The organism is Bradyrhizobium diversitatis (assembly GCF_016031635.1).
GTDB lineage: Bacteria > Pseudomonadota > Alphaproteobacteria > Rhizobiales > Xanthobacteraceae > Bradyrhizobium > Bradyrhizobium diversitatis.
In genome coordinates, this window is sequence record NZ_JACEGD010000006.1 from 252,812 (window position 1) to 274,232 (window position 21,421).

At 65.0% G+C, this 21,421-nt stretch carries 24 protein-coding genes; 16 read left to right on the top strand and 8 right to left on the bottom strand.

Annotation, left to right across the window (positions count from 1 at the left end; translation table 11 throughout):
* Positions 1-105: 105 nt before the first annotated feature.
* From H1B27_RS07765 to H1B27_RS07810, 10 genes are all read left to right on the top strand, one after another.
* A complete protein-coding gene (locus tag H1B27_RS07765; protein WP_197965574.1) occupies positions 106-1,296 on the top strand; it encodes a CaiB/BaiF CoA transferase family protein in 1,191 nt (396 codons plus the stop codon).
* Complete coding sequence (locus H1B27_RS07770) at positions 1,293-2,456, top strand: acyl-CoA dehydrogenase family protein (protein WP_061882206.1); 1,164 nt, start codon at positions 1,293-1,295, stop codon at positions 2,454-2,456. Before H1B27_RS07765 ends, H1B27_RS07770 begins: the two co-directional genes overlap by 4 nt.
* Before the next feature lie 10 nt (positions 2,457-2,466).
* On the top strand, positions 2,467-2,874 hold the full coding sequence (locus H1B27_RS07775; RefSeq protein WP_197965575.1) for a MaoC/PaaZ C-terminal domain-containing protein: 408 nt from the start codon (positions 2,467-2,469) through the stop codon (positions 2,872-2,874).
* A 3-nt stretch (positions 2,875-2,877) separates the two neighbouring features.
* The gene (locus H1B27_RS07780; RefSeq protein ID WP_197965576.1) at positions 2,878-3,309 is read left to right on the top strand and encodes a MaoC family dehydratase; all 432 of its coding nucleotides are present in this window, start codon (positions 2,878-2,880) and stop codon (positions 3,307-3,309) included.
* Entirely contained in the window at positions 3,306-4,256 is a 951-nt protein-coding gene (locus tag H1B27_RS07785; RefSeq protein WP_197965577.1) for a dihydrodipicolinate synthase family protein, read from the top strand. Before H1B27_RS07780 ends, H1B27_RS07785 begins: the two co-directional genes overlap by 4 nt.
* 16 nt (positions 4,257-4,272) lie before the next feature.
* The gene (locus H1B27_RS07790) at positions 4,273-4,575 is read left to right on the top strand and encodes a DUF4286 family protein (RefSeq protein WP_246515249.1); all 303 of its coding nucleotides are present in this window, start codon (positions 4,273-4,275) and stop codon (positions 4,573-4,575) included.
* Positions 4,576-4,697: 122 nt separating this feature from the next.
* Positions 4,698-5,534 carry an ABC transporter substrate-binding protein gene (locus H1B27_RS07795; RefSeq protein ID WP_197965579.1) on the top strand — a complete coding sequence of 279 codons (837 nt, stop codon included), beginning with the start codon at positions 4,698-4,700 and terminating at the stop codon, positions 5,532-5,534.
* 19 nt (positions 5,535-5,553) lie between these two features.
* The gene (locus tag H1B27_RS07800; protein ID WP_197965580.1) at positions 5,554-6,285 is read left to right on the top strand and encodes an amino acid ABC transporter permease; all 732 of its coding nucleotides are present in this window, start codon (positions 5,554-5,556) and stop codon (positions 6,283-6,285) included.
* Entirely contained in the window at positions 6,282-7,073 is a 792-nt protein-coding gene (locus H1B27_RS07805; protein WP_376708972.1) for an amino acid ABC transporter ATP-binding protein, read from the top strand. The genes H1B27_RS07800 and H1B27_RS07805 overlap by 4 nt, the downstream gene beginning before the upstream one ends.
* 18 nt (positions 7,074-7,091) lie before the next feature.
* The gene (locus tag H1B27_RS07810; protein ID WP_246515251.1) at positions 7,092-8,021 is read left to right on the top strand and encodes a dihydrodipicolinate synthase family protein; all 930 of its coding nucleotides are present in this window, start codon (positions 7,092-7,094) and stop codon (positions 8,019-8,021) included.
* Here the strand turns inward: H1B27_RS07810 and H1B27_RS07815 are convergent.
* The 6 genes from H1B27_RS07815 to H1B27_RS07840 are packed head-to-tail and all read right to left on the bottom strand — an operon-like array spanning position 8,018 to position 13,597.
* Positions 8,018-9,322: an LLM class flavin-dependent oxidoreductase gene (locus H1B27_RS07815; protein WP_061882214.1), complete on the bottom strand. Its 1,305-nt coding sequence runs from the start codon at positions 9,320-9,322 to the stop codon at positions 8,018-8,020. The genes H1B27_RS07810 and H1B27_RS07815 overlap by 4 nt on opposite strands.
* Positions 9,323-9,338: 16 nt before the next feature.
* Positions 9,339-10,097, bottom strand: coding sequence for an ABC transporter permease (locus tag H1B27_RS07820; RefSeq protein ID WP_197965582.1), 759 nt, complete (start codon positions 10,095-10,097; stop codon positions 9,339-9,341).
* Complete coding sequence (locus tag H1B27_RS07825) at positions 10,094-10,909, bottom strand: ABC transporter permease (RefSeq protein WP_197965583.1); 816 nt, start codon at positions 10,907-10,909, stop codon at positions 10,094-10,096. The genes H1B27_RS07820 and H1B27_RS07825 overlap by 4 nt, the downstream gene beginning before the upstream one ends.
* On the bottom strand, positions 10,906-11,922 hold the full coding sequence (locus H1B27_RS07830; protein ID WP_197965584.1) for an ABC transporter substrate-binding protein: 1,017 nt from the start codon (positions 11,920-11,922) through the stop codon (positions 10,906-10,908). Before H1B27_RS07830 ends, H1B27_RS07825 begins: the two co-directional genes overlap by 4 nt.
* Before the next feature lie 23 nt (positions 11,923-11,945).
* On the bottom strand, positions 11,946-12,737 hold the full coding sequence (locus H1B27_RS07835; RefSeq protein WP_197965585.1) for a class II aldolase/adducin family protein: 792 nt from the start codon (positions 12,735-12,737) through the stop codon (positions 11,946-11,948).
* A complete protein-coding gene (locus H1B27_RS07840) occupies positions 12,734-13,597 on the bottom strand; it encodes an ABC transporter ATP-binding protein (protein WP_082822213.1) in 864 nt (287 codons plus the stop codon). Before H1B27_RS07840 ends, H1B27_RS07835 begins: the two co-directional genes overlap by 4 nt.
* A gap of 227 nt (positions 13,598-13,824) precedes the next feature.
* Between H1B27_RS07840 and H1B27_RS07845 the strand changes: the two genes are divergently transcribed.
* From H1B27_RS07845 to H1B27_RS07870, 6 genes are all read left to right on the top strand, one after another.
* Positions 13,825-14,538 carry a GntR family transcriptional regulator gene (locus H1B27_RS07845; RefSeq protein WP_197965586.1) on the top strand — a complete coding sequence of 238 codons (714 nt, stop codon included), beginning with the start codon at positions 13,825-13,827 and terminating at the stop codon, positions 14,536-14,538.
* A gap of 66 nt (positions 14,539-14,604) precedes the next feature.
* Positions 14,605-15,384: an SDR family oxidoreductase gene (locus H1B27_RS07850; RefSeq protein WP_100231106.1), complete on the top strand. Its 780-nt coding sequence runs from the start codon at positions 14,605-14,607 to the stop codon at positions 15,382-15,384.
* Between the two features lie 7 nt (positions 15,385-15,391).
* On the top strand, positions 15,392-16,537 hold the full coding sequence (locus H1B27_RS07855; RefSeq protein WP_197965587.1) for a pyridoxal phosphate-dependent aminotransferase: 1,146 nt from the start codon (positions 15,392-15,394) through the stop codon (positions 16,535-16,537).
* 11 nt (positions 16,538-16,548) lie between these two features.
* The gene (locus tag H1B27_RS07860) at positions 16,549-17,430 is read left to right on the top strand and encodes an alpha/beta fold hydrolase (protein WP_197965588.1); all 882 of its coding nucleotides are present in this window, start codon (positions 16,549-16,551) and stop codon (positions 17,428-17,430) included.
* Between the two features lie 3 nt (positions 17,431-17,433).
* Positions 17,434-18,687 (top strand): Zn-dependent hydrolase, encoded by a 1,254-nt coding sequence (locus H1B27_RS07865; RefSeq protein ID WP_197965589.1) that lies wholly within the window; start codon positions 17,434-17,436, stop codon positions 18,685-18,687.
* 8 nt (positions 18,688-18,695) lie between these two features.
* Positions 18,696-19,226, top strand: coding sequence for a flavin reductase (locus H1B27_RS07870; RefSeq protein ID WP_197965590.1), 531 nt, complete (start codon positions 18,696-18,698; stop codon positions 19,224-19,226).
* Between the two features lie 226 nt (positions 19,227-19,452).
* On the opposite strand, the gene H1B27_RS07875 is transcribed toward H1B27_RS07870, so the two are convergent.
* Together H1B27_RS07875 and H1B27_RS07880 are read right to left on the bottom strand one after the other, a co-directional pair.
* Positions 19,453-20,844 (bottom strand): NAD(P)/FAD-dependent oxidoreductase, encoded by a 1,392-nt coding sequence (locus tag H1B27_RS07875; RefSeq protein WP_197965591.1) that lies wholly within the window; start codon positions 20,842-20,844, stop codon positions 19,453-19,455.
* Positions 20,841-21,254 carry a nuclear transport factor 2 family protein gene (locus tag H1B27_RS07880; RefSeq protein WP_197965592.1) on the bottom strand — a complete coding sequence of 138 codons (414 nt, stop codon included), beginning with the start codon at positions 21,252-21,254 and terminating at the stop codon, positions 20,841-20,843. Before H1B27_RS07880 ends, H1B27_RS07875 begins: the two co-directional genes overlap by 4 nt.
* Positions 21,255-21,421 lie beyond the last annotated feature (167 nt).

The window sequence follows — 21,421 nt, forward strand, 5'->3', positions numbered from 1 at the left end:
GTTGTCGATCATCGAAGTGTCAGCCTACGCTTCATGCGAAGACATCGCGCGATGGACGAAGCATTCTCAAATGCGAAAGCCTGAGCGCCAGCATGGTGTGAACGCATGAACCTGCTCGACGGCGTCAAGATCCTCAGCTTCAATCATTACCTCGCGGGGCCGCTTGCCGCACAGACGCTCGCCGATCTCGGCGCCGACGTCATCGCGGTCGAGCCGATCGAGGGTGCGTTTCAGCGCAACTGGGCGGTCGCCAACCACTTTGTCGCAGGCGATAGCGTCAATCATCTGGCCACGGGGCGCAACAAGCGCAGCCTCGCCGTCGATCTCAAGCATCCCGACGGCGTCGCCGCGGTGAAGAGGCTGGTCGCGACCGCCGATGTCGTCATGGAGAATTTCCGGCCGGGCACCATGGCCAAGCTCGGTCTCGGCTACGACACGCTGAAGGCAATCAACCCCGCCCTGATCTATGCGGTCGCGACCGGCTTCGGTTCAGAGGGGCCGTACAAGGATCGCCCCGGCCAGGATCTGCTGCTCCAGGCGATGTCCGGCCTTGCGATGCGGACCGGGCGGGCGGACGGCGAGCCGACGGCGGTCGGCGCTGTCATCGTCGATCAGCACGCCGCCTCACTCTACGCCATGAGCATTCTCGCGGCGCTGTTCGCGCGGATCAAGACCGGGAAGGGCCAACTCGTCGAGGTCAATCTCTATCAGGCCGCCCTTGATCTCCAGGTCGAGCCGCTGACGGCGTGGCTGAATGGCGCGCCATCGCCGACCTCGCGCGGTCCGGCCGGTATCGCGGCGTGGTTCAGCCCCGGGCCTTACGGCGTCCACGCCACGGCGGACGGTCATATGGCGATCTCCATGGCTACGCCGAGCGCGCTCGCGGTCGCGCTTGAGAGCAAGGAGTTGCAGCAATTCGCCGACACCGAAAGCTTCTCGAAGCGCGAGGAGATCACGCAGATCGTTGCTATCAGGCTGAAGCAGAAGTCGACGTACGACTGGCTGCCCTCGCTTGAAGCCGCGCGGGTCTGGCATGCGCCGGTGCAGGATTATCGCGATCTCGAGTCCGATCCTCAGCTTAAACATCTCGGCGTGTTCAAAAGCGCCGAGAGCGCAGGCGGCGTGCCAATCCGGATGGTCGCCCATCCCGCGCGCTATGACGGGCAGACGCCGGAGGTACGGCTGGTGCCGCAGCGGCTCGGTGCACAGACGCGCGAGGTGCTCGGCGAGATCGGCTACGACGCCGCGGAGATTGACGCGATGGTCGCCGGCAGGGCCGTCGGAGTGGTGCGATGATCGATTTTTCTCTCCCCGAGGAGACGCGCCTCCTGGTCGACACCGTCCGCCGCTTCGTCGAGACGGAGGTGCAGCCGCTCGAAGACGTCGTCGAGCAGACCGCCAAAGTGCCGGCCGATGCGCTGGCGGTCACGAAGGCCAAGGCGCAGAAGCTTGGCCTGTACGCCATGAACATGCCGGCGGATGTCGGCGGCGGCGGGCTGTCCTGCGTCGAGCATTGCCTGGTCGAAGAAGAGTTCGGCAAGACCTCCGACGCACTGATCCGCCGCGTGTTCGGCCAGGTCTATCCGATGCTGATGGCCTGCAAGGGCGATCAGGTCGAGCGTTATCTGCTGCCGACGGTAAAGGGGGACAAGATCTGCGCCATGGCGATCACCGAGCCGGGCGCCGGCTCCGACGCCGCGTCAATCAGCACGACCGCACATCTCGATGGCGACGAATGGGTGCTCAACGGCACCAAACACTTCATTAGCGACGGCGACATCGCCGACTATATCATCCTGATGGCGCTGACTGACAGGGACAAGCGCGCCCGCGGCGGCATCACGCTCTTCCTGGTCGACCGCGACACGCCCGGCTTCAAGGTCGCGCGCACCCAGCCGATGATGGGCCATCGGGGTTATGGCCATGCCGAGCTGAGCTTCGAGGATTGCCGCATCCCGAAGACGGCCGTGCTCGGCGAGGTCGGCGGCGGCTTCAAGCTGATCATGCAGAGCGTGCTCCAGATCCGGCTTGCCCATATCGGCGCGCGCGCCGTCGGCATGGCGCAGCGCGCGCTGGAGATGATGCGCAGGCACGCCGGCGAACGGCGCCAGTTCGGCCAGCTGATCGGCGATTTCCAGATGGTGCAGAAGCTGATCGCCGATTCCGCCACCGAGATCTTCGGCGTCAAGATGATGGTGATGAATGCCGCCTGGGACATCGATCAGGGCAAGGATGCGCGCGACAAGGTCTCGATGATCAAGGTCGCGGCGTCCGAGATGCAGGGCCGCGTGGTCGACCGTGCCATCCAGGTGTTCGGCGGCATGGGCTTCAGCAAGGACCTGCCGCTGGAGCGGATGTATCGCGACGCCCGCGTCACCCGGATCTATGACGGCACCTCCGAAATCCACCGCATGCTGGTCGCGCGCAGCACCATCAAGAACGGCTTGCAGCTCTAGGAAACGATCGATGTCCCACGCACCTCTCAAGCCCGGCGCCGCCTTCGCCTTCCGCAAGACCATGACTGTGGCCGAGCAGGCGATGTTCACCGGCATCAGCGGTAATCTCGGCGGCCTCTATGTCGATGCCGTCCGCGCCAAAAAGGCCGGCGCGTCGAACATGGTCGCCTTCGAGCTTGCCGTTGGCGGTCTCGCCACCACCTGCCTGAGCCAGCTTGGTGGTCCCACGCGGCGGATCGGCAGCATCGCGCTGAATTTTGCCGCGCCGGTGATCGTTGGCGAGTCCGTCGAAGCCAAAGCTGAGATCGTCTCGGTTGCGGGGGAGGAGGCGGTCTGCCGGGTCACCTGCACGCTGTCGCCCTCCGGCGCAACGGTGGTGGACGGCACCGCAACGCTGGTTCCCTTCACGAAGGCCTAAGCCATGTACGAGCCAAAGTCCTTCGACGATCTCAAGGTCAACGACAGGGTCAGCCTGAGCAAGACCATCACCGAGGCCGATGGCGCGCTCTACATCGCTGCGACCGGTGATTTCGGCCCCGTCCATGTCGACGAGGTCTATGCCGGCGCGACGCGCTTCGGCCGTAGGCTGGCGCCAGGAATCATGGTCGCCGGCCTCTGCACGAGCATCCTCACCTCTGAGCTGGTCGGCACGATCGGCGTCTCCGTGGAGGACCGGTTCTGGTTCACAGGTCCCGTGTTCTACGGCGACACGCTCATCTTCGATGTCTGGATCGCCGAGCAGCACGACGAGACCCGCACGATCATCTGGGAGGCGAGCGCACGCAACGAGGGCGGCTTCGAAGTGCTGAAGGCGCGGGCGAGCCTGAAATTCCCACGGCGGAAACCGTCATGAGCAAGCCGACGAAGAAACCGGATCTGCGTGGCGTCACGGTGGCGACCGTGCTGCCGTTCAGGAACGACAGCTCGATCGACTGGGATGGCTATGCCCGCGTGCTGGATTATTGCGCGTGCCCTGATGGCATCGCGGCGGTGTTCGTCAATGGTCACGCGGGCGAGGGCGGATCGCTTTCGGACGACGAACGTCAGGCCGTGATCGAGCGGACGCGCCGGCAGATCGGCGCCAAGCCGCTGCTTTCAGGCATCATCGCGCATTCGACGGCGGAAGCGATCCACCAGGCCCAGCTCGCGGAAGCGGCCGGCGCCGATTGCGCCGTGTTGTTCCCGCCTGCGCCGCTAGGCGGCGGCGCTTCGGCGACCTCACGCGCGCCACTGGCTTTCGTGCAAGCGGTCAGCTCCGCGATCGGAATTCCCGTGTCGATCTACCAGTACCCGCTGGCGTCCGGGTTTGGCTATTCGCCGGAGACACTCGCGAAAATCGCTGCGCTCGACAGCGTCATCGCCATCAAGGAGGGCAGCGACACCATGCTGGCCTATGACGAGAACCGGCGAGCGGTGAAGCAGGCGGATCCATCTGTCGCGATCCTGCCGTCGAACTTCAACTGGTTTCTGCCGCAGCTCGCCGTCGGCGGTGACGGCATTCTCTCCGGCCTTGTCAGCCTCGCGCCGTATCTGTTCGCAGCGCTCTGGCAGGCCTCGCTGGCCGACGACCTCAAGACGATGCGCGCCGTCAACGAGCGGCTCTATCCGATCGTCCGCGCCATCTACGGACCTGCCCCGATCATGGACATGCACACCCGCATGAAGGTCGGGCTGAAGGCGCTCGGCCTGATCCGCAACGCCGATCCGCGGCCGCCGCTGCTGCCGGTTCTGCCAGCGCTGTGCGATGCCATTGCAACCACCGTCGGCGCGGCGCGCGCGGCCGGCGACATCCGCACCTAGCATGAGGGACGAGCCGATGCCGGACGACGCCTTCATCCACATCGTGCGGGTCGACATCGATCCCGAGCACGAGGCTGCGTTCAACGCCTGGTACGAGCAGAGGCATTTTCCGGATCTGCTCGCCTGTCCCGGCTGGTTGTCGGCAAAGCGCTTCGTCTCGGTCGGCGACGGGCCGAAATACGCCGCCATGTACGAGGTTGCAGGACGCTGGGCGTTCGAAACGCCGGAGTTTTTGAAAGTGAAGGGATTCGGCCAGTTCGAATCCCTGGTGAAGAATTTCATGCGCATCCAGCTCAAGCCGATGTCGGGACCGGTTTGAAGCGGATCAAGGACGATGCTGCCGGCCGTGTCGCGAGATCCGGCCGGCCGCATCCAACAAGCATCGAGGGGAATCCCGGGCGAGGAACTGCATCGGTCATTGGCGTCTTACTGGAGGTATCCATGGTCTCGACACTGTTTCGCTTGGGTGCGGCTGCCGCACTCGTTCTCGCATCCACGGCGGTGCATGCCGCCTGTACGCCCGCAATCACCGATGGCAATCTGATTGCGCCCGGCAAATTGCAGCTCTCCATCAACCCGACCAATCCGCCGCAGCAATTCGTCGACAAGGACGGCCAGCTGCAGGGCCTCAATGTCGAGCTCGCCGCCGAGCTCGGCAAACGGTTGTGCCTTCCGGTCGAACTCGTCCGGATGGATTTTCCAGCGATGATTCCTGCCTTGGGCGCAGCGCGCATCGATGGCGTGAATACCGGCATGTTCTGGACCGAGGAGCGCTCCAAGCTGATGTACATGGTGCCTTACGCCATTCAGGCCATTTCGGTCGTGGTGGCTCCCGACAGCGGCACAAAAATTGCTACCGAAAACGATCTGATCGGAAAATCATCCGCCGTCGAGGTCAGCAGCTACCAGATGAACTGGCTCAAGAAGCTCAGCGATGCCAGCGTAGCGAAAGGCGGAGCGGCCGTCGAGATGCGGACGTTCCCGACTGCGACCAACGTCGTCAGCGCGCTGCTTGCGGGCCAGGTTGACAATGCGCTGCTGGTCGACAGCGTGGCACGCGATCTCGTCGGCCGCGGTCGTGTGAAGGAAGTCCTGAGCGGGCTCGGCACGGCCAGGACCACGCTTGGCTTCCGCAACAAGACGGTCGCCGATACCGTCGTCAAGGCGCTCAACGCGATGCGCTCCGACGGCAGCTACCAAGCCCTGTTCGACAAGTTCGGCCTGACCAGTATGCCGGCCGACCAGCCGCTTGCGATCGCCGGCCCCGGTCCGGCCTGATACCCACGGAGACGAGCCGATGAGCCATTTCAGTCCGACGGCCGCCGTCAGCTACTTCTTCAACTACTTCCTGATGAAGGGAGTGCTCGTCACCATCGGCTTGACGGTGGCGGCGGTCGTCGGCGGATTGATCCTCGGCATGGGCATCGCATTGTTGCGCATGTCGTCCAATCCGGTGCTCGCGGGCGCCGCACGCTTCTACATCTGGTTCTTCCGCGGCACGCCGCTCCTGATCCAGCTGGTGGTGATCTACAGCGGCTTGCCGCAGCTGGGGATCAAGTTCAGCGTGATCACCTGCGCGCTCGTCGGCTTGATCCTCAACGAGGCCGCCTATCTCGCCGAGATCGTGCGCAGCGGCTTCATGGCGGTGTCGGCGGGCCAGCGCGAGGCCGCCTGGGCGCTCAGCCTGTCGCCCTGGATCACGTTCCGCCGTGTGACCCTGCCGCAGGCGTTCCGGCTGATGATCCCGCCGCTCGGCAACTCCATCAACTCGCTGTTGAAGGCAACCTCGCTCGCTTCCGTGATCTCGGTTGAGGAGCTGATGCGCCGCAGCGACATGCTGATGCAGGAGCATTTCCAGATCCTAGAGGTCTATGCGGCTGCGACGGCGTATTACCTGATCCTCACCTCTGTCTGGGATGCGGTTCAACGCCGGCTCGAGAAGCATTTCGGTCGATCGAGTGCCGCGAAAACCAGGCGGGTCGCAGCGAGCGCGCCGGTTGCGCAGGCGAGTGTGGAGGCCCGTGCATGAGCGAGAGATCGATGGCTAGGGCCGAAGGTGCAACAGTGCAGCCGCAGCTCCGTGGGGTGCCTGCGGTCCGCATGGAGGCGGTCTACAAGCACTATGGCGACTTCACCGCGTTGAACGAGGTCGATCTCAAGGTCGCCAAGGGCGAGAAGATCGTGGTCTGCGGTCCCTCGGGCTCGGGCAAGTCGACGCTCATCCGCTGCATCAACCACATCGAGAAGCACGATGAAGGGCTGATCTACGTCAACGGCGTCGAGCTCGATCATCAGCGCAAGAACATCGATGCGGTCAGGCGGGACACCGGCATGGTGTTCCAGAGCTTTAATCTGTTCCCGCACATGACGGTGCTGGAGAACTGTACCCTGGCGCCGATGACCGCGAACGGGATGAGCGAGGCCGGGGCCAAGGATCTCGCCATGCATTTCCTGACCAAGGTCCGGATTCCGGACCAGGCGGCGAAATTTCCCGGACAACTCTCCGGCGGTCAGCAGCAGCGCGTCGCGATCGCGCGGGCGCTGTGCATGCGGCCAAAGATCATGCTGTTCGACGAGCCGACCTCCGCACTCGATCCCGAGATGGTCAAGGAGGTGCTGGAGACCATGAAGAAGCTCGCCGAGGAGGGCATGACCATGCTGTGCGTGACGCATGAGATGGGCTTTGCCCGCGAGGTCGCCGACCGCATCGTGTTCATGAACGAGGGCAAGGTGGTCGAGCAGGCCGCGCCGGAGGAATTCTTCAAGCATCCGAGGTCGGAGCGGGCGCGAACGTTCCTCGACCAGATCATTCACTAGCTGGCGATGTCGGCCACGATGCGGACATTCAGCGATCGCCTGCGCGGCATTCACGCCGCCACCATCCTGCCGATGACGCAAGAGTTCGAGGTCGACGAGGCGCAGCTCGCAGTCCATCTTACCGCGGTCGCATTCACATCCGGCATCAATGGGCTCCTCGTCAACGGCCACGCCGGCGAGAATTTCGTGCTGTCGCTGTCCGAGAAGCGGCGCGTGGTGGAGCTGGCGCGTCGGCACGCACCGAAGGACTGCCTGATCGTCTCCGGGGTCAACCATGAATCGAGCCTGGAGGCTGCGCGCGAGGCGGCTGCGCTGGAACAGGCCGGCGCGGACGGGCTTCTGGTGTTTCCTCCCAACAGCTGGGCGCTCGGCCATGCCGATGATTGCGTGATCGAACATCACCGCTACATCCGCGATGCCACGACGGTACCCTTGATGCTTTACGCTGCGCCCGTCGGCGCGGGCGCGATGGCCTACGCGCCGCCGCTGCTGACGCGGCTTGCCGCCGATCCTCGCTTCGTTGCGGTGAAGGAGGGCAGCTGGGAGGTCGCAGCCTACGAACGGAATCTCAGGCTGATCCGGAAACTGCGACCGGACTTCGTCGTGCTCGGCTCGGGCGATGAGCATCTGATGACGAGCTATATCGTGGGCTCGGCCGGCAGCCAGGTCAGTCTCGCCTGCGTCGTGCCGGAGCTTGTGGTCGGCCTCTGGACTGCCGCCGAGGCCGGCGATTGGGAGCGGGCGCGCGCCGCGCATGAGAAGCTGTATCCTCTGGCGGTCGCGATCTATCGTGAGGCGCCCGGAGGGCGGGCGACCGTGCGGCTCAAGGCGTGCCTGAAATTGCTCGGACGCCTGTCATGCGATGCGGCGCGGCCGCCGCAGCCGCCAGCGACACGCGACGAGTTGCAGGCACTCGAGCAGGCACTGCGAACTGCCGGCGTGCTCTAAGCCGCGAAGAACGGGTTCGCCGGCCGCGCGAGGCCGAGATGATCGCGCAATGTTGTCCCCTCATAATCGCTGCGGAACAGCCCGCGCTCCTGCAGGATCGGCACGACGAGCTGGACGAAATCTTCGAACCCTTCGTGGAAATAGGGCGGCATGACGTTGAAGCCGTCGGCGGCATGCTCCTCGAACCAAAGCTGGAGCGTGTCCGCGATGCGCTCGGCCGAACCGCACAGCACCCAATGGCCGCGAGCGGCGGCGGTGAGATTGTAGAGGTCGCGCAGCGTCATGTTCTCGCGGCGGCCCTTGGCGAGCATGACGCTGGCAAAGCTGTGATAGCTGTCCGACGGCGCGATATCGGGGATCGGCCCGTCGAGATCGTAGGCCGACATGTCGCGGCCGAAGCGGTCCGAGAGGATGGCGAGTGCGTTGCTTCCGCTGACGAAGCCCTGGAGCACGTTGAGCTTCTCGAACGCTTCCTTGTCGGTGCGGCCGACCACGGGCATCACGCCGGGCAGCACCGTGACGTCCTCCGGCCTGCGCCCGAACGACGGCAGGCGCGTCTTCAGCGAGGCGTAGCCGGTCTTGGCTTCCTCGATATCCTGCACCACCGAGAACACGATGTCGGCAGTGCGCGCGGCAAGCGCTTGCCCGGCCTCGGAGCCGCCGGCCTGGAGCACGACGGGGCGGCCTTGCGGGCTGCGACCGATGTTGAGCGGGCCCTTGACCTTGAAGAACGCGCCGTCATGGTCGATCGGGCGAAGCTTCGCCGGGTCGATGTAGACGCCGCTGGCGCGGTCCGCGACGATGGCGTCATCCGCCCAGCCGTCCCACAGGCCCTTGACCACGTCGAGGAACTCACCGGCCATCTCGTAGCGGCGGGCGTGGTCGGGATGGGTGGTGCCGAAATTCGCCGCGGTCGCCGGATTGGCCGTTGTCACAGCGTTCCATGCGGCGCGCCCCTTTGAGATGTGATCCAGCGAAGCAAACACGCGTGCGACCGAGAAGGGATCGCTGTAGGTGGTGGAGACGGTGGCGCCGAGCCCGATATGGCTGGTCGAGGTCGACAGCGCCGCCAGCATCGTCAGCGGCTCGAGCCGCAGCGTGTAGGAGGGATGGGCGGCGGCGTCGGCATAGAGATTGTCGCCCATGAAGATCAGGTCGAACTTGCCGCGCTCGGCGGTGCGGCCGATCTCCTGGATTGCCGCAAAGTCCTGAAAGCTGTCGACTGCACCGGGATAACGCCAGCCCGCGACATGGCTGCCGGTGCCGAGGATGAACAGGCCGAGATGCATCTGTCGTTTCATGGTGTGTTTCCTGGCGTCATGTCCAGAACAGGATCTTGCGTTCGAGGAAACCGATCAGGCCGAAGAAGGCGAGGCTCGCCGCGGATGCGACGAAGATCGCCGACCAGACCTGGACGAAGTCGATCTGGAGCACGGCCTGATAGATCACCCAGCCGAGTCCGCCATGCGCGCCGAGCATTTCGGTGACGATCGCCACGATCACGCTGCGCACCGTGGAGACGCGCATGCCGGCGAGCAGCAGCGGCAGGGCGGTCGGCAGCCGCAGGCGCCACAGCACGCCAAAGCGGCCCGCGCCAAAACTCTTCATGAGATCGACGGCGCGGCGATCGACACGGTCGAGCCCGGCCAGCATCGACAGCAGAATGGTGAAGCTCACCGCCATCGCCACCATCACGATCTTCGAGCTGACGCCGATGCCGAACCAGAGCAGGATCAGCGGCGAATAGCCGACCACCGGCACCGAATTGATCGCAGTTGCAAGCGGCATGATTGCACTGCGAAGTGCCGGCACCAGCGCGATGGCAACGGCAAGGCCGATGCCGATCAGGCAGCCGAGCCCATAGCCGACGAGCGCTTCGAGCAACGTGTAGCCAGCGGCGTCGATGAGAATGGCGCGCTTGGACCACAGGCCGACGAGGATGTCGCTGACGGCGGGGAGAACATAGGCTGGCAGATGCAGTCCGCGCGCCAGGCCTTCCCAGCATGCGATCAGGAGGACGGCGCCGAGAATGCCGCGCTGGACGGCGAGCGAGGGAGAGGCGAGCGCACGGCTCATTGCTCGGCGCTCCAGAACACGAGCCGCTGCTCCACCGCGGCGACCACCGCATAGAAGCCTGTGCCGAGTAGGGCCGCGGCGAGCAGCGCGCCCCAGATCGCCACGACATTCTCGGTGAACATGGCCTGGAGCAGCAGCACCCCGAGCCCGGTGGTGTCGCCGAACCATTCGCCGACGATGGCGCCGACGAGGCTCAGTGACGCAGCGAGTCGCAGCGCCACGAAGATCTGCGGCAGTGCGGTCGGCAGCTGCAGGCGCAGTAGCAACTGGCGATTGGAAGCGCCGAAGCTGCGCATCAGGGCGACCTGCTTGGGATCGACGGTCTCGAGACCGAGCAGCGTATTAACGGTCACCGGAAAGAAGGTCAGGTAGAATGCGATGATCGCCTTGGCGAGCAGCGTGTTGCCGAACCACAGCACCACCAGCGCGCCGAAGGCGATGACCGGAATGGTCTGCGACACCACGAAGATCGGAAAGATCATTTCGCGCAGCGCGCGGACGCGGAAGAACACGATGCCCATGAGCACGCCGAAGGCGCCGCCGGACGCAAAGCCAATCAGCGTCTCCGCCAACGTGCGCAGGAAACCGTCGACATAGGCCCGAGGCGTCGCCGCCATCGCCAGCAGGATGGTGCTGAGACGCGGCAGGTAATAGGGCCTGATACCGAACAGCATCACCGCGCCTTCCCAGATCACCGCCGCAATGGCGAGGCCGAGCAGGAGCCGGACCAGCTTGCGCAGCGAATCCGGCATCGTGATCGACCGCGTCGCGGCGGCGGCCTCACTGAGTGATGTCGCGGCAGGGCCGCTCACGGCAGCCGATCCGCCACGGGGACGCTCTGGATGAAGCTGGCATCATAGGCGGCGGCAAGATCCAGCGGCTTGGAGATCACGCCATATTTCAGGAAGAAGTCGTGGGCGGTCTTGACCGCGTCGGCGTCGATCCAGAACATGCCGTTCTTGGCGGCCGCGCCTGCGGTCATCAGGCGCTTAACCTCCGTGAGCATGAACTCCTGCTGCGTCCGATCGAGCGTCGGGGCGGCGGCCATCACGGTGTCGACGGCACCCTTGGGATCGGAGAATGCGTCCTTCCACCCCTTGAGCGAAGCGCGCAGGAACGCCTTGACCAGCTCCGGCTTCTCCTTGGCGGTCGTCTCGGCCACGATCAGCGTGTCGCGGGGGAAGGTGATGCCGTAATCCTCGGCGACGAAGGTCTTCAGGCTGTCCTTCGGCATGCGCGACTGGATGGTGTAGAACTCGTTGTAGTAGGTCGCCGTGATGACGTCGACGCTGCCATCGACGAACGGCGTCACCGAAACCTGCTGCGGCTGGATCTTCAGCTCGTCCGGTTTGATGCCTTCCTTGGCCAGCATGCCGTTGAGCACATGGTTGGCGCCGGTGAACCAGGTGGTGACGGTCTTGCCCTTGAAATCCTGGATCGTCTTCACCGGCCCGTCCTTGCGGGCGACGAAGATGAATGGCGTGATCTGGTGCGACACGCCGATGCAGACGATCGGCAATCCCTTGTCGCGGGCCGCGAACACGCTGTCGGTACCGCCGGACAAACCAAATGTGTCGGCGCCGGTTGCGACCAGGTTCTCGGTCAGCAGATTGGGCCCGCCGGGATTGATGGTGAGGTCGATGCCCTCGGCCTTGTAGTAGCCCTTGGCCGCCGCGACGTAGAAGCCGGCGAATTGCGCCTGCGGCAGCCATTTCAGCCGCAGGCTTGCCTTCTGCAACTCTGCGGCGGGCGCAGCCGTGACAAGCGAGCCGGTCGCCAGTGCGATGGCGGAGAGGACGGAGAGGGCGTGGCGACGGCTCAACATGGTCATACTCCAGGCGGTGAAAATCAATTGCGATAGGATGGATCGGTGCGGTCAAGCTGGCGCATCAGCGCCGGCCATTCGCGTTCGCCGGGCACGAGGATGTCGCCCTGCAATTCCCAGAACTGGCGGGCGGCCTTCTCGCAGACATCGTGCGGCGGCATCACGAGCTTGGCCCCGGCTGCGGCCGCCGCCTGCATCTGGAGCTGGATCCGTGCGGCGCGCTCGAAATAATAGAGCAGCATGAAGGCCTCGCCCGGCGTGCGGCCGACGGTGAGGATGCCGTGGTTACGCATCAGCATCACCTTGTGCGGACCGAGATCGCGAACCAGGCGGACCTGCTCGTCGAGGTCGATGGCGACGCCTTCGTAGTCGTGGAAGGCCTGGCGGTCGTAGAAGCGCATCGCGAACTGGCTGAGCGGCAACAGGCCGTTCTCCTGTCCTGAAACCGCGACGCTCGCGTCGGAATGGGTGTGCAGCACGCAGGCCGCATCGTGATTCGAGGTGTGGATCGCAGCATGGATGACAAAGGCGGCGACGTTGACGGCCTGCGGGGTGTCGTCCAGCTTGTTTCCCTTGGTGTCGATTTTCACCAGGCTCGACGCCGTGATCTCGTCGAACAACAGGCCGTAGGGATTGATCAGGAATTGATCGTCATGGCCGGGCACACGCATGGAGATGTGATTGTAGATCACATCGTCCATGCCGAGCTTGGCGACCATGCGATAGCAGGCGGCGAGCTTGATCCGTGCATCCCATTCGGCCGGATCGATCCCGCGCGGTGCGGCTTGCGGTTCTTTCGCTGGCATCGCGTTCACTGCGACTTCTCCTGCGCGATGGAGGATTGAAACGACTTCATGCTTTCCTCCTCGATCGCATCGAGCAGCGTGCGCTTCAGGCGCACGAATTCGGGGGAGGTGACGATCTCGGGCCGGCGCGGGCGGGGCAGGTCGACGATTTGTTCGAGCTTCACCGAGCCGGGACGCGCCGTCATGACCAGCACGCGGTCGCCGAGGAAGATCGCCTCGTCGACGTCGTGGGTGATGAAGAGAATGGTGCGTCGGTATTTCTGCCAGACGTCGAGCAACCAGCGCTGCATCATCGCCCGCGTCAGCGCATCGAGCGCGCCGAACGGCTCGTCGAGCAGCATAAGGTCACGCTCGAACAGGAAGGTGCGCATCAGGGCGACGCGCTGGCGCATGCCGCCGGACAGTTGATTGGGGTACTGCTTCTCGAAGCCGGCCAGCCCGAACTCGGGCAGCATCTTCAGCGCCTTGGCACGCGCCTGCTCGCGCGGCATGCCCTCGACCTCGAGTGCGAGGATGGCGTTGTCGACGACATTGCGCCAGGGAAACAGCAAATCGCGCTGCGGCATGAAGGAGACGCGGCCGAGCAGATCGGCGGCATGGCAGCTCTTGCCCTCGAAGCGCAGAATGCCGCCGGCATCGGGCTCCTCAAGCCCGGCAACGATATTGAAAAGGGTGCTCTTGCCGCAGCCGCTCGGGCCGACGACGGTGACGAACTCGCCGGGGGCGACGTTCGCCTGAAGTCCTGAGAGTGCCGCGACGGAGCCGAAGGTCTTGTTGATCGCGCGCAGCTCGAGCAGCGGCTCAGGCTTCGGGTGAACCTGCGGGGCTTCGATGGTCGGTCCGGGATCGGGGAGGCGAGCGGCCTGCACCAGCGTGTCCTTGTATAATGGCGGCGGTCATTCGCATACGAAAGCGGACCGCGTCGAAATCTCTTAGCAACTCGTGTGCCAGTGCCATTTCCGAGCAAATCAGGCATAAGACTTGCGAGATCGACGATGGATAGGTCGGAGACACGGGCATCTCCGACCGAAAGTAGGTCGTTTCGTTAGGGTGAGAGTGCCATGATGTATACGTTATTTGACGTCGGAGAAACATAATGGCGGATATTGGTGCGCATGGCGGAGGCAAGCGCGTCAAAAATGGGCACGAAACCCTTGCCGCGAGCCCGGGCGTGACGCTCGCCGAGAGCCTGCGCCAGAAGCTCGAAGGGGCGATCGCGGCCGGTCATCTGGAGCCGGGCAGCCGGCTCGACGAGCAGGAGATCGCCCAGCGTTTTGGCGTTTCGCGCACGCCTGTGCGGGAGGCGTTCCGCCTGATGGCCGCCAACAACCTGGTCGAGCTGCGCGGCCGGCAGGGGGCGACTGTCCGCAGCATTAAGGCGCAGGCGCTGATCGAGATGTTTCAGGTCATGGCGGAGCTCGAAGGGCTCTGTGCGCGGCTTGCCGCAAGGCGCGTGTCCCAGGCCTGGGGTTCCGAAATTGGCAAGATACATCAGAGGCTTATTGCCGCAGGCGAGACCGGCGACATCGACGTCTTCTACGACATCAACCAGGAATTCCACGAAGCGATCTACGAGGCCTCGCGCAACACGTTCCTCGCCGACCAGACCCGCAAGCTGCGCAACCAGGTCGCCGCCTATCGCCGCCGTGTGACGCGGATGCCGAACCGGATCGCGGACACCGTCCGCGAGCACGAGGCGATCATGCAGGCGATCCAGGCCCACGATCCCGAGCGGGCGCACAGCGCGATGCGCGACCACGTCAACTTGCTCGGCGACAACCTCCTGGACTTTCTAGCCGCCTTGGAATGACCTTCGGCCTCTTGGTATGCAAATTGCTAGACTTTGTATATCTAGCTTGCATCCTGGAGACCCGGAGTGGACCTGAAGCTGACGAACAAGACCGCCCTGATCACCGGCGCGTCGAAAGGAATTGGACTGGCGGTGGCCGAGCTCTTCGCGGCGGAGGGGTGTCATCTGCATCTCGCCGCCCGCAACGGCGAGGCGATGCTGGAGGCCAAGAAGCAGCTCGAAGCCCGCCATGGCGTGAAGATCACGATCCATGCGCTCGACCTGTCGAGCACAGCCGCAATGGAGAAGCTCGCAGCCGAGGTCGGCGATATCGACATCCTCATCAACAATGCCGGCGACATCCCGGCCGGCTCGCTTGAAATCCTCGACGATGCCGCCTGGCGGCGCGGCTTCGATCTCAAGGTGTTCGGCTACATCACGCTGTCGCGCCTCTATTATCCGCGCATGAAGGGCAAGGACGGTGTCATCATCAATATCATCGGCAATTCCGGTGAGAACTGGGACGCGAGCTATATCGCAGGCTCGACCGGCAATGCGGCGCTGATGTCCTTTACCAAGGCGCTCGGCGGCCGCAGCCTCGACCACGGCGTCCGCGTCGTTGCGGTGAATCCGGGGCCGGTGGCCACCGACCGCATGCTCAAGATCATGAAGCGCAAGGCGATCGACATGCTCGGCGACGAAGGCCGCTGGGAGGAGCTGTTCGACAAATATCCGGGCAAGCGGCCGGCCACCTCGGAAGAGGTCGCCGATCTCGTCGCCTTCCTGTCCTCGCCGCGGTCCGGCTACATCACCGGCACGGTGGTGACGATCGACGGCGGCATCGCCGCGCGCGGCTCGGTGATCTGAGGCGTCGATGTCGGGATCTCAATCCGCGGCACTGGTCCGCAACCGCTATTTCGACGAGCTCTCGGCGACGCCGGGGCTCTATTGGCTTGGCCAGAACACCAACCATATCGAGAGCCATCCCGCCGTGCGCGAGGCGATGCTGCGCTCGATCGAGGCCGGCGAGTTCAATGCCTATGCGCCGCCGCTCGGCTTCGAGGCGCTGCGCGCTGCAATTGTCGCCGATCTCGGCGCGCCCGGCGCGGAAGCGCTGGTGACCGAGGGCGGAGTCAACGCGCTGGCGATGATCTGCCGCGCGCGCTGCAAGCCCGGCACCACGCTGGTCACGACCGACCCGACCTGGAAATGGCCGTGCCTGTTCGCGCGCCAGCAAGGCGCCGAGGTGATCGAGATTCCGATCTACGATCCCGCCTGCAACTACCGCCTGACGCTCGAGGCACTGAAGGCGAATGTCGATGAGCGCACCGCGATCATCTATCTCGTCGATCCCAACAATCCGCTCGGCATCCGCTACACCCGCGAGGAGATCGAGAGCTTTGCGGCGATCGCGCGCGATCGCGGCGCGCTGCTGGTGCACGACTGTACCTATCGCGATTTTGCCGACGGCCATACCCCGGCGCTGCATGTTGCCCCGAAAGGCTCGGTGGTCTCGACCAGCTTTTCGAAATGGCTAGGGCTCGCGGGCCTGCGCATCGGAGCCCTCGTCGCCGCGTCCGACCTGTTCGAGGAACTGGCGCAGACCTCTACCAGCGTGCTCGGCGCCAGCGTCATCGCCCAGCGCGCGGCGCAGGCGGGGTTGTCGGTCAAGGCCGAATGGATGAAGAAGGTCCGCAGCACCGACCGGGCCAACAAGGCGATGATCCAGGAGGCGACGGCCGGGATCGACGGGCTGGCGCTGCCGATCATGCCCTCGCACGGAAACTTCCTTGTGCTCGAAACTATCGCGGCGGCCATCCGCCCGGAGGCGCTGGTCGAATGCTATCGCCGGCAGGGCATCATGATCCGGCAGGGCACCTATCACACCCAGCGCTTCGGCGACCGCTTCGTCAAGATCAGCACTTCGGTGCCGCAAGCCTGGGTCGAGAAGTTTTGTACGTTGTTGCCGGAGATGGTCGCACAGGCGCGCACGCTCAACGACCTGCCGCCGCAATTCTAGGGACGATGCCGATGACGATGATCACAGCAAAAGATGGCGTGAAGCTGCACGTGGAAGAAGCGGGAGAGGGTACGCCGATCCTCTTCATCCACGAATTCGGCGGCAATCACCAAAGCTGGGAGCCGCAGCTGCGTTATTTCAGCCGGCGCCACCGCTGCATCACCTACGCCGCGCGCGGCTATCCGCCGTCGGACGTACCTGATAGCGTGGGAGCCTATTCGCAGGCGATCGCCGCCGACGATGCGATCGCCGTGCTCGATGCGCTCGGAATCGACAAGGCGCACATCGTCGGCCTTTCCATGGGCGGGTTCTGCACGGTGCATTTCGGCTTGCGTACGCCGGAGCGTGCGCTGTCGCTCACGGTGGCTGGTGCCGGTTATGGCTGCGAGAAAGAGTTCGAGGAATATTTTCGCGGCGTCTCGCTCGAAGTCGCCGACAATTTCGAGAAGCAGGGCGCCAGGGAATTCGCCAAGATCTATGCGCTCGGCGCGAGCCGGGTGCAGTTCCAGAACAAGGATCCGCGCGGCTGGCAGGAATTCGCCGATCGCCTCGCCACCCATTCCGATCGCGGCGCCGCCAACACCATGCGCGGCGTCCAGGCGCGCCGGCCATCCTTCTACGATCTCGAAGACGGCTTGAAAAAGATGATGGTGCCGACGCTGGTCGTCGTCGGCGACGAGGACGATCACTGCCTGCAGCCCGGCATCTTCCTGAAGAAGACCATTCCCGCCTGCGGCCTCTCGGTCTTCCCAAAGACCGGCCACACGCTCAATCTGGAAGAGCCGGCGGCGTTCAACGCATTGCTTGCCGAGTTCATCGCCGAGGTCGAGGCCGGACGCTGGCTGCCGCGCGATCCGCGCGCGCTGCCGGGCCAGATCATGCGCACGAAGTAGTCGATGACGAGCCAGCCCCTGATCGACGCCGATCGGCTCTGGACCCGCTTGATGGCACTGGCCGAGATCGGCGCGACGCCGGCCGGCGGGGTCAACCGCCAGGCATTGGGCGATGGCGAGATCGCGGCCTGGCGCCGCGTCATCGACTGGGCCGGCGAGGCGGGCTTGACGCCGTCGACGGATGCCGCGGCAAACCTGTTCCTGACGCTGGCTGGCCGCGATCGCACTGCGCCGCCGCTTCTCCTTGGCAGTCATCTCGATAGCCAACCCACTGGCGGCAAGTTCGATGGCGCGGCTGGTGTGATGGCGGCGTTGGAGGCGGTCGTCTCGCTCGCCGGGCAAGGCGAGAAGCCCATGCGCGACCTCATCGTCGTCGCCTGGATGAACGAAGAAGGCTCGCGCTTCGCGCCGGGCATGATGGGCTCGGAGGCCTTTACCGGCGAGCGCGGCTTGGACGCGATCCGCGCCGCGCGCGATGCGGACGGCATCAGCGTCGGCGAGGCGCTCGACCGGCTTCACGCGGCGTTTCCCGATCTGCCGCATCGGTCGCTCGGCTTCGCGGTCGGCGCCTATCTCGAATTGCACATCGAGCAGGGACCAGTGCTGGAAGCGGCCGACTGCACCATCGGTGTCGTCAGCGGCATCCAGGGCAAGAAGACCTTTCAGGTGGTGGTTGAGGGGAGCGAAGGACACGCCGGCACGCTGGCGCAGTCGGAGAGGCGGGATGCGCTCGCGGCCTTTGCGCGGATGGCGTCGGCGCTCCATGCCGAGATCGGCACCATCGATGCCGATATCAAGTTCACCATCGGACGGGTCGCTGTCGTGCCGAACGCGCCGTCGGTGGTGGCATCGCGCGTCAGCTTTAGCATCGATCTGCGTCACCCTGACAATGCCGTGCTCGACGCGGCCGGCGCGCGCATCAAAACTCTTTGCCAGGAGACCGCCCCGCCGTGCTCGGTTACGGTGACGCCGCTCGTGGATGCGCCGTCTAACGTGTTCGATCCGCGCCTGCGCGCGAGCATCGCGAAGGTCGCGCGTGAGCAGGGGCATTCCGCCATGGCGATCCTCTCCGCCGCCGGTCACGATGCCCGTCATCTCGCAAAAGTCTGTCCGGCTGCGATGATCTTCATCCCGTGCCGCGACGGCGCCAGCCATGTCGAGCACGAATGGGCCGAGCCCGATCATGTCGCGGCCGGCGCCGCCGTGTTGGCACAGGTGCTGTGCGAGCTCGCTTTCGCGCCTGCCATCGAGGGGTGAGAACATCGATGCAGGATGTGGCTCCCCGGGACTACCGTGACGCGATGGCCTGTCTTGGTGCCGCCGTCAGCATCGTCACGACGGATGGTGGCGCGGGCCGCACCGGATTTACGGCCTCCGCGATCTGCAGCGTCACTGACGATCCGCCGACGCTGCTGGTCTGCATCAACCGCGGCTCCTCGGCCTATGCCGGTGTGACGCGCAACAAGGTGGTGTGCATCAACGTGCTCTCGGCGCGGCACGAACAACTGTCCCGTCTGTTCGGCGGCAAGGTGCCAGCGGAGGAACGGTTTGCTGCAGCAGCGTGGTCCACACTCGCAACCGGCGCGCCGGTGCTGGCCGACTGTGCTGCGGCGTTCGACTGCCGGATTGCGGATGTCGTCAATGTCGGCACCCACGATGTGCTGTTCTGCCGCGTCGTCGCGCTGCAAAGATCCGGCCGCACCGACAATCTGATCTATTTTGGCCGTGCCTATCACACGGTCGGGATGACCGATCCCGCCGAGGCTGGACCCGATTCCACTTCTGGCCCATCCTGAGGGATGCCCGTGGCCATCGCTGGCCGTTCCAACAGCCTGCTCCGTGTCTTTCGAGCCGGCCGCAGTTCCTGTGCTCACGCGAGCGAGAGTTCAAATATTTCAGTCGCTTGCGAGGGCGCGTGTGCACCGGGAGATCAAAAGCACGGCGGATTGAGTTCGCACCAGGCTTCTCGCCGGCTCCCTGTAGAGATTGCAGCTAGCCAGCAGCTGTGAAGGATGCCGGCAATCAGCGGGCTTCATCGCGCAGATGATACCAATGATAGAGCATGCGCTGACCGAGACGGCGGAATGGCGCGAAGGGATGCGTCGGGAGCGGGGAGGTGAAGATTGGCAGCTCTTGGCCTTTGAATGTTTTGCCCGCGAGCATCTGGGCCATGCGGCGGCCCGCTTGCGCAGAATAGGACACGCCGTTGCCGCCATAGCCGAGTGCATAGACCAGCTTCTGCTTTGCGTCGGGCCGGAAGATGCGGGGCATCATGTCATGGCTGACGTCGACCCAGCCCCACCAGGAGTAGTCGATTTCGATCCCTTCGAGCGGCGGGAATTTGCGGTGAAGGCCACCGATCAGGAGCTGAAGATGGCGGTCGTGGGCCGCGTCCGCGCCGGTGATCGCGCTGCGACTGCCGATCTGGAGACGATTGTCCGGCAGCAGGCGGTAGTAGAAGCGAAGCGTGCGGGTGTCCGTGATCACCTGCCTGGTGCGGAACCCGGTCGCATCGATCTCGGCCCGTGTCAGCGGCCGTGTCACCAGCGAATTGGAGAGGATCGGCATGCAGCGGCCGCCGAGCTCCGGCGTCAGGCCGAGCGATGTGTAGGCGCCGGTCGCGATCCCTACCGCGGCAGCGCGCACCGTCCCGCCCGGCGTGCGCAGAAGATATGCGCCGTCATGCCGTTCGATCCGCTGCACCGGGCTCGCGGTATGTACGCGCACGCCGAGATCTCGTGCCATGCGCAGGTAGCCGAACGCGAGCCTGGCCGGATGGACCCCGGTTCCGAGCGGCTCGTGGACCGCGCCGACGGCCTCGGCTTCGTCGACGAAATCACGGCGCAGCTCATCGTGTGACACGACGCGCGTCGCATAGCCGAACAGCTCGTTGAGGACCTTCGATTCGGCTGCGATCTTGTCGAGGTTGCGCCGGCGATGGGCAATATAGAGGTGTCCGCCGCGCTGCGGCTCGCAGTCGACCGGGCTCGCGCGAACGAGCTCTTCAAAGGTCTCGAATCCTTCGGTGATCTCGGCGTGCATGCGCCTGGCGGTATCGAGACCCCAGCGCTTGATCCATTGCGAGCGCGTCAGGCGGCCTGAGGCATTCTGCGCCTGGCCGCCATTCCGGGTACTACAGCCCCAGGCGACGCGATTGGCCTCGAGCACGACGGCCTTGATGCCGTATTCGCGCGCAAGGAAGATCGCGCAGGCGAGCCCGGTATAGCCCGAGCCGATGATTGCGACGTCGGCAACCGTGTCGTTCATGATCGGGCCGTCGTCCGGCGGAGGTGTGCCGGCCGTGGCGATCCAGTAGGTCGGGGCATATTGCCGATTGCGGCCGGGACCACTGGAAACCAGCGGGTCATAGTGCGGATCATAGGCCGCCGCTGGCGGCGCAGCGTGCACGTTCATCGCGCGTCGCTCCGCTGCGCGGCCGGCTGCGCCGGCCTGTCCTTGCGGAAGGCGCTCTTGGTGCAGATCCTCTCGCCGCGGAATCCGAAGAGATCGCAGCCCTCGACCTCGATGCGCGCACCGTCCGGCGAGGTGGCGCGAAAAATCCATTCGGAGACGGCGCGGTCGCCGAACACAGTGTGCCGCGTGCACTCCCAGCTCACATCGGGCATCCCGGTCCAGGTTGCCTCGAAAGCGGCCCGAACCGCGCTCGCGCCGGCCAGCCGTCGGCCGCAGATGTCGGGACCCGCGGCCGTGTCGAACACGATGTCCTCGGTCATGCACGCCATTACGCCCGCGCCGTCGTGCCGGTTGAAGGCGGCGAACAGGGTTTCGAGCAGCTCTTGCCTGATGGTATTGATGTTGCGCATGCCGGTATCCTCGCGCGCCAACGCGCGCCGCTACAGCCTGATGGGAGCATCTGGACATGCCACGCGGTGAGGAGGTGGCCGTAGAACCAGACTGCACGGGCTCTACGGCCAGACTGGCATGGCGAGGCGGAGGCAGCTGGCACTTCCGCAGCGAAGTTCCGGCCTGT

Bases quoted from the DNA above. Each gene is read 5' to 3' on its own strand.
- H1B27_RS07765 (WP_197965574.1), top strand. From the start codon at position 106: ATGAACCTGCTCGACGGCGTCAAGATCCTCAGCTTCAATCATTACCTC.
- H1B27_RS07770 (WP_061882206.1), top strand. From the start codon at position 1,293: ATGATCGATTTTTCTCTCCCCGAGGAGACGCGCCTCCTGGTCGACACC.
- H1B27_RS07775 (WP_197965575.1), top strand. From the start codon at position 2,467: ATGTCCCACGCACCTCTCAAGCCCGGCGCCGCCTTCGCCTTCCGCAAG.
- H1B27_RS07780 (WP_197965576.1), top strand. From the start codon at position 2,878: ATGTACGAGCCAAAGTCCTTCGACGATCTCAAGGTCAACGACAGGGTC.
- H1B27_RS07785 (WP_197965577.1), top strand. From the start codon at position 3,306: ATGAGCAAGCCGACGAAGAAACCGGATCTGCGTGGCGTCACGGTGGCG.
- H1B27_RS07790 (WP_246515249.1), top strand. From the start codon at position 4,273: ATGCCGGACGACGCCTTCATCCACATCGTGCGGGTCGACATCGATCCC.
- H1B27_RS07795 (WP_197965579.1), top strand. From the start codon at position 4,698: ATGGTCTCGACACTGTTTCGCTTGGGTGCGGCTGCCGCACTCGTTCTC.
- H1B27_RS07800 (WP_197965580.1), top strand. From the start codon at position 5,554: ATGAGCCATTTCAGTCCGACGGCCGCCGTCAGCTACTTCTTCAACTAC.
- H1B27_RS07805 (WP_376708972.1), top strand. From the start codon at position 6,282: ATGAGCGAGAGATCGATGGCTAGGGCCGAAGGTGCAACAGTGCAGCCG.
- H1B27_RS07810 (WP_246515251.1), top strand. From the start codon at position 7,092: ATGCGGACATTCAGCGATCGCCTGCGCGGCATTCACGCCGCCACCATC.
- H1B27_RS07815 (WP_061882214.1), bottom strand. From the start codon at position 9,322: ATGAAACGACAGATGCATCTCGGCCTGTTCATCCTCGGCACCGGCAGC.
- H1B27_RS07820 (WP_197965582.1), bottom strand. From the start codon at position 10,097: ATGAGCCGTGCGCTCGCCTCTCCCTCGCTCGCCGTCCAGCGCGGCATT.
- H1B27_RS07830 (WP_197965584.1), bottom strand. From the start codon at position 11,922: ATGTTGAGCCGTCGCCACGCCCTCTCCGTCCTCTCCGCCATCGCACTG.
- H1B27_RS07845 (WP_197965586.1), top strand. From the start codon at position 13,825: ATGGCGGATATTGGTGCGCATGGCGGAGGCAAGCGCGTCAAAAATGGG.
- H1B27_RS07855 (WP_197965587.1), top strand. From the start codon at position 15,392: ATGTCGGGATCTCAATCCGCGGCACTGGTCCGCAACCGCTATTTCGAC.
- H1B27_RS07860 (WP_197965588.1), top strand. From the start codon at position 16,549: ATGACGATGATCACAGCAAAAGATGGCGTGAAGCTGCACGTGGAAGAA.
- H1B27_RS07865 (WP_197965589.1), top strand. From the start codon at position 17,434: ATGACGAGCCAGCCCCTGATCGACGCCGATCGGCTCTGGACCCGCTTG.
- H1B27_RS07870 (WP_197965590.1), top strand. From the start codon at position 18,696: ATGCAGGATGTGGCTCCCCGGGACTACCGTGACGCGATGGCCTGTCTT.
- H1B27_RS07875 (WP_197965591.1), bottom strand. From the start codon at position 20,844: ATGAACGTGCACGCTGCGCCGCCAGCGGCGGCCTATGATCCGCACTAT.
- H1B27_RS07880 (WP_197965592.1), bottom strand. From the start codon at position 21,254: ATGCGCAACATCAATACCATCAGGCAAGAGCTGCTCGAAACCCTGTTC.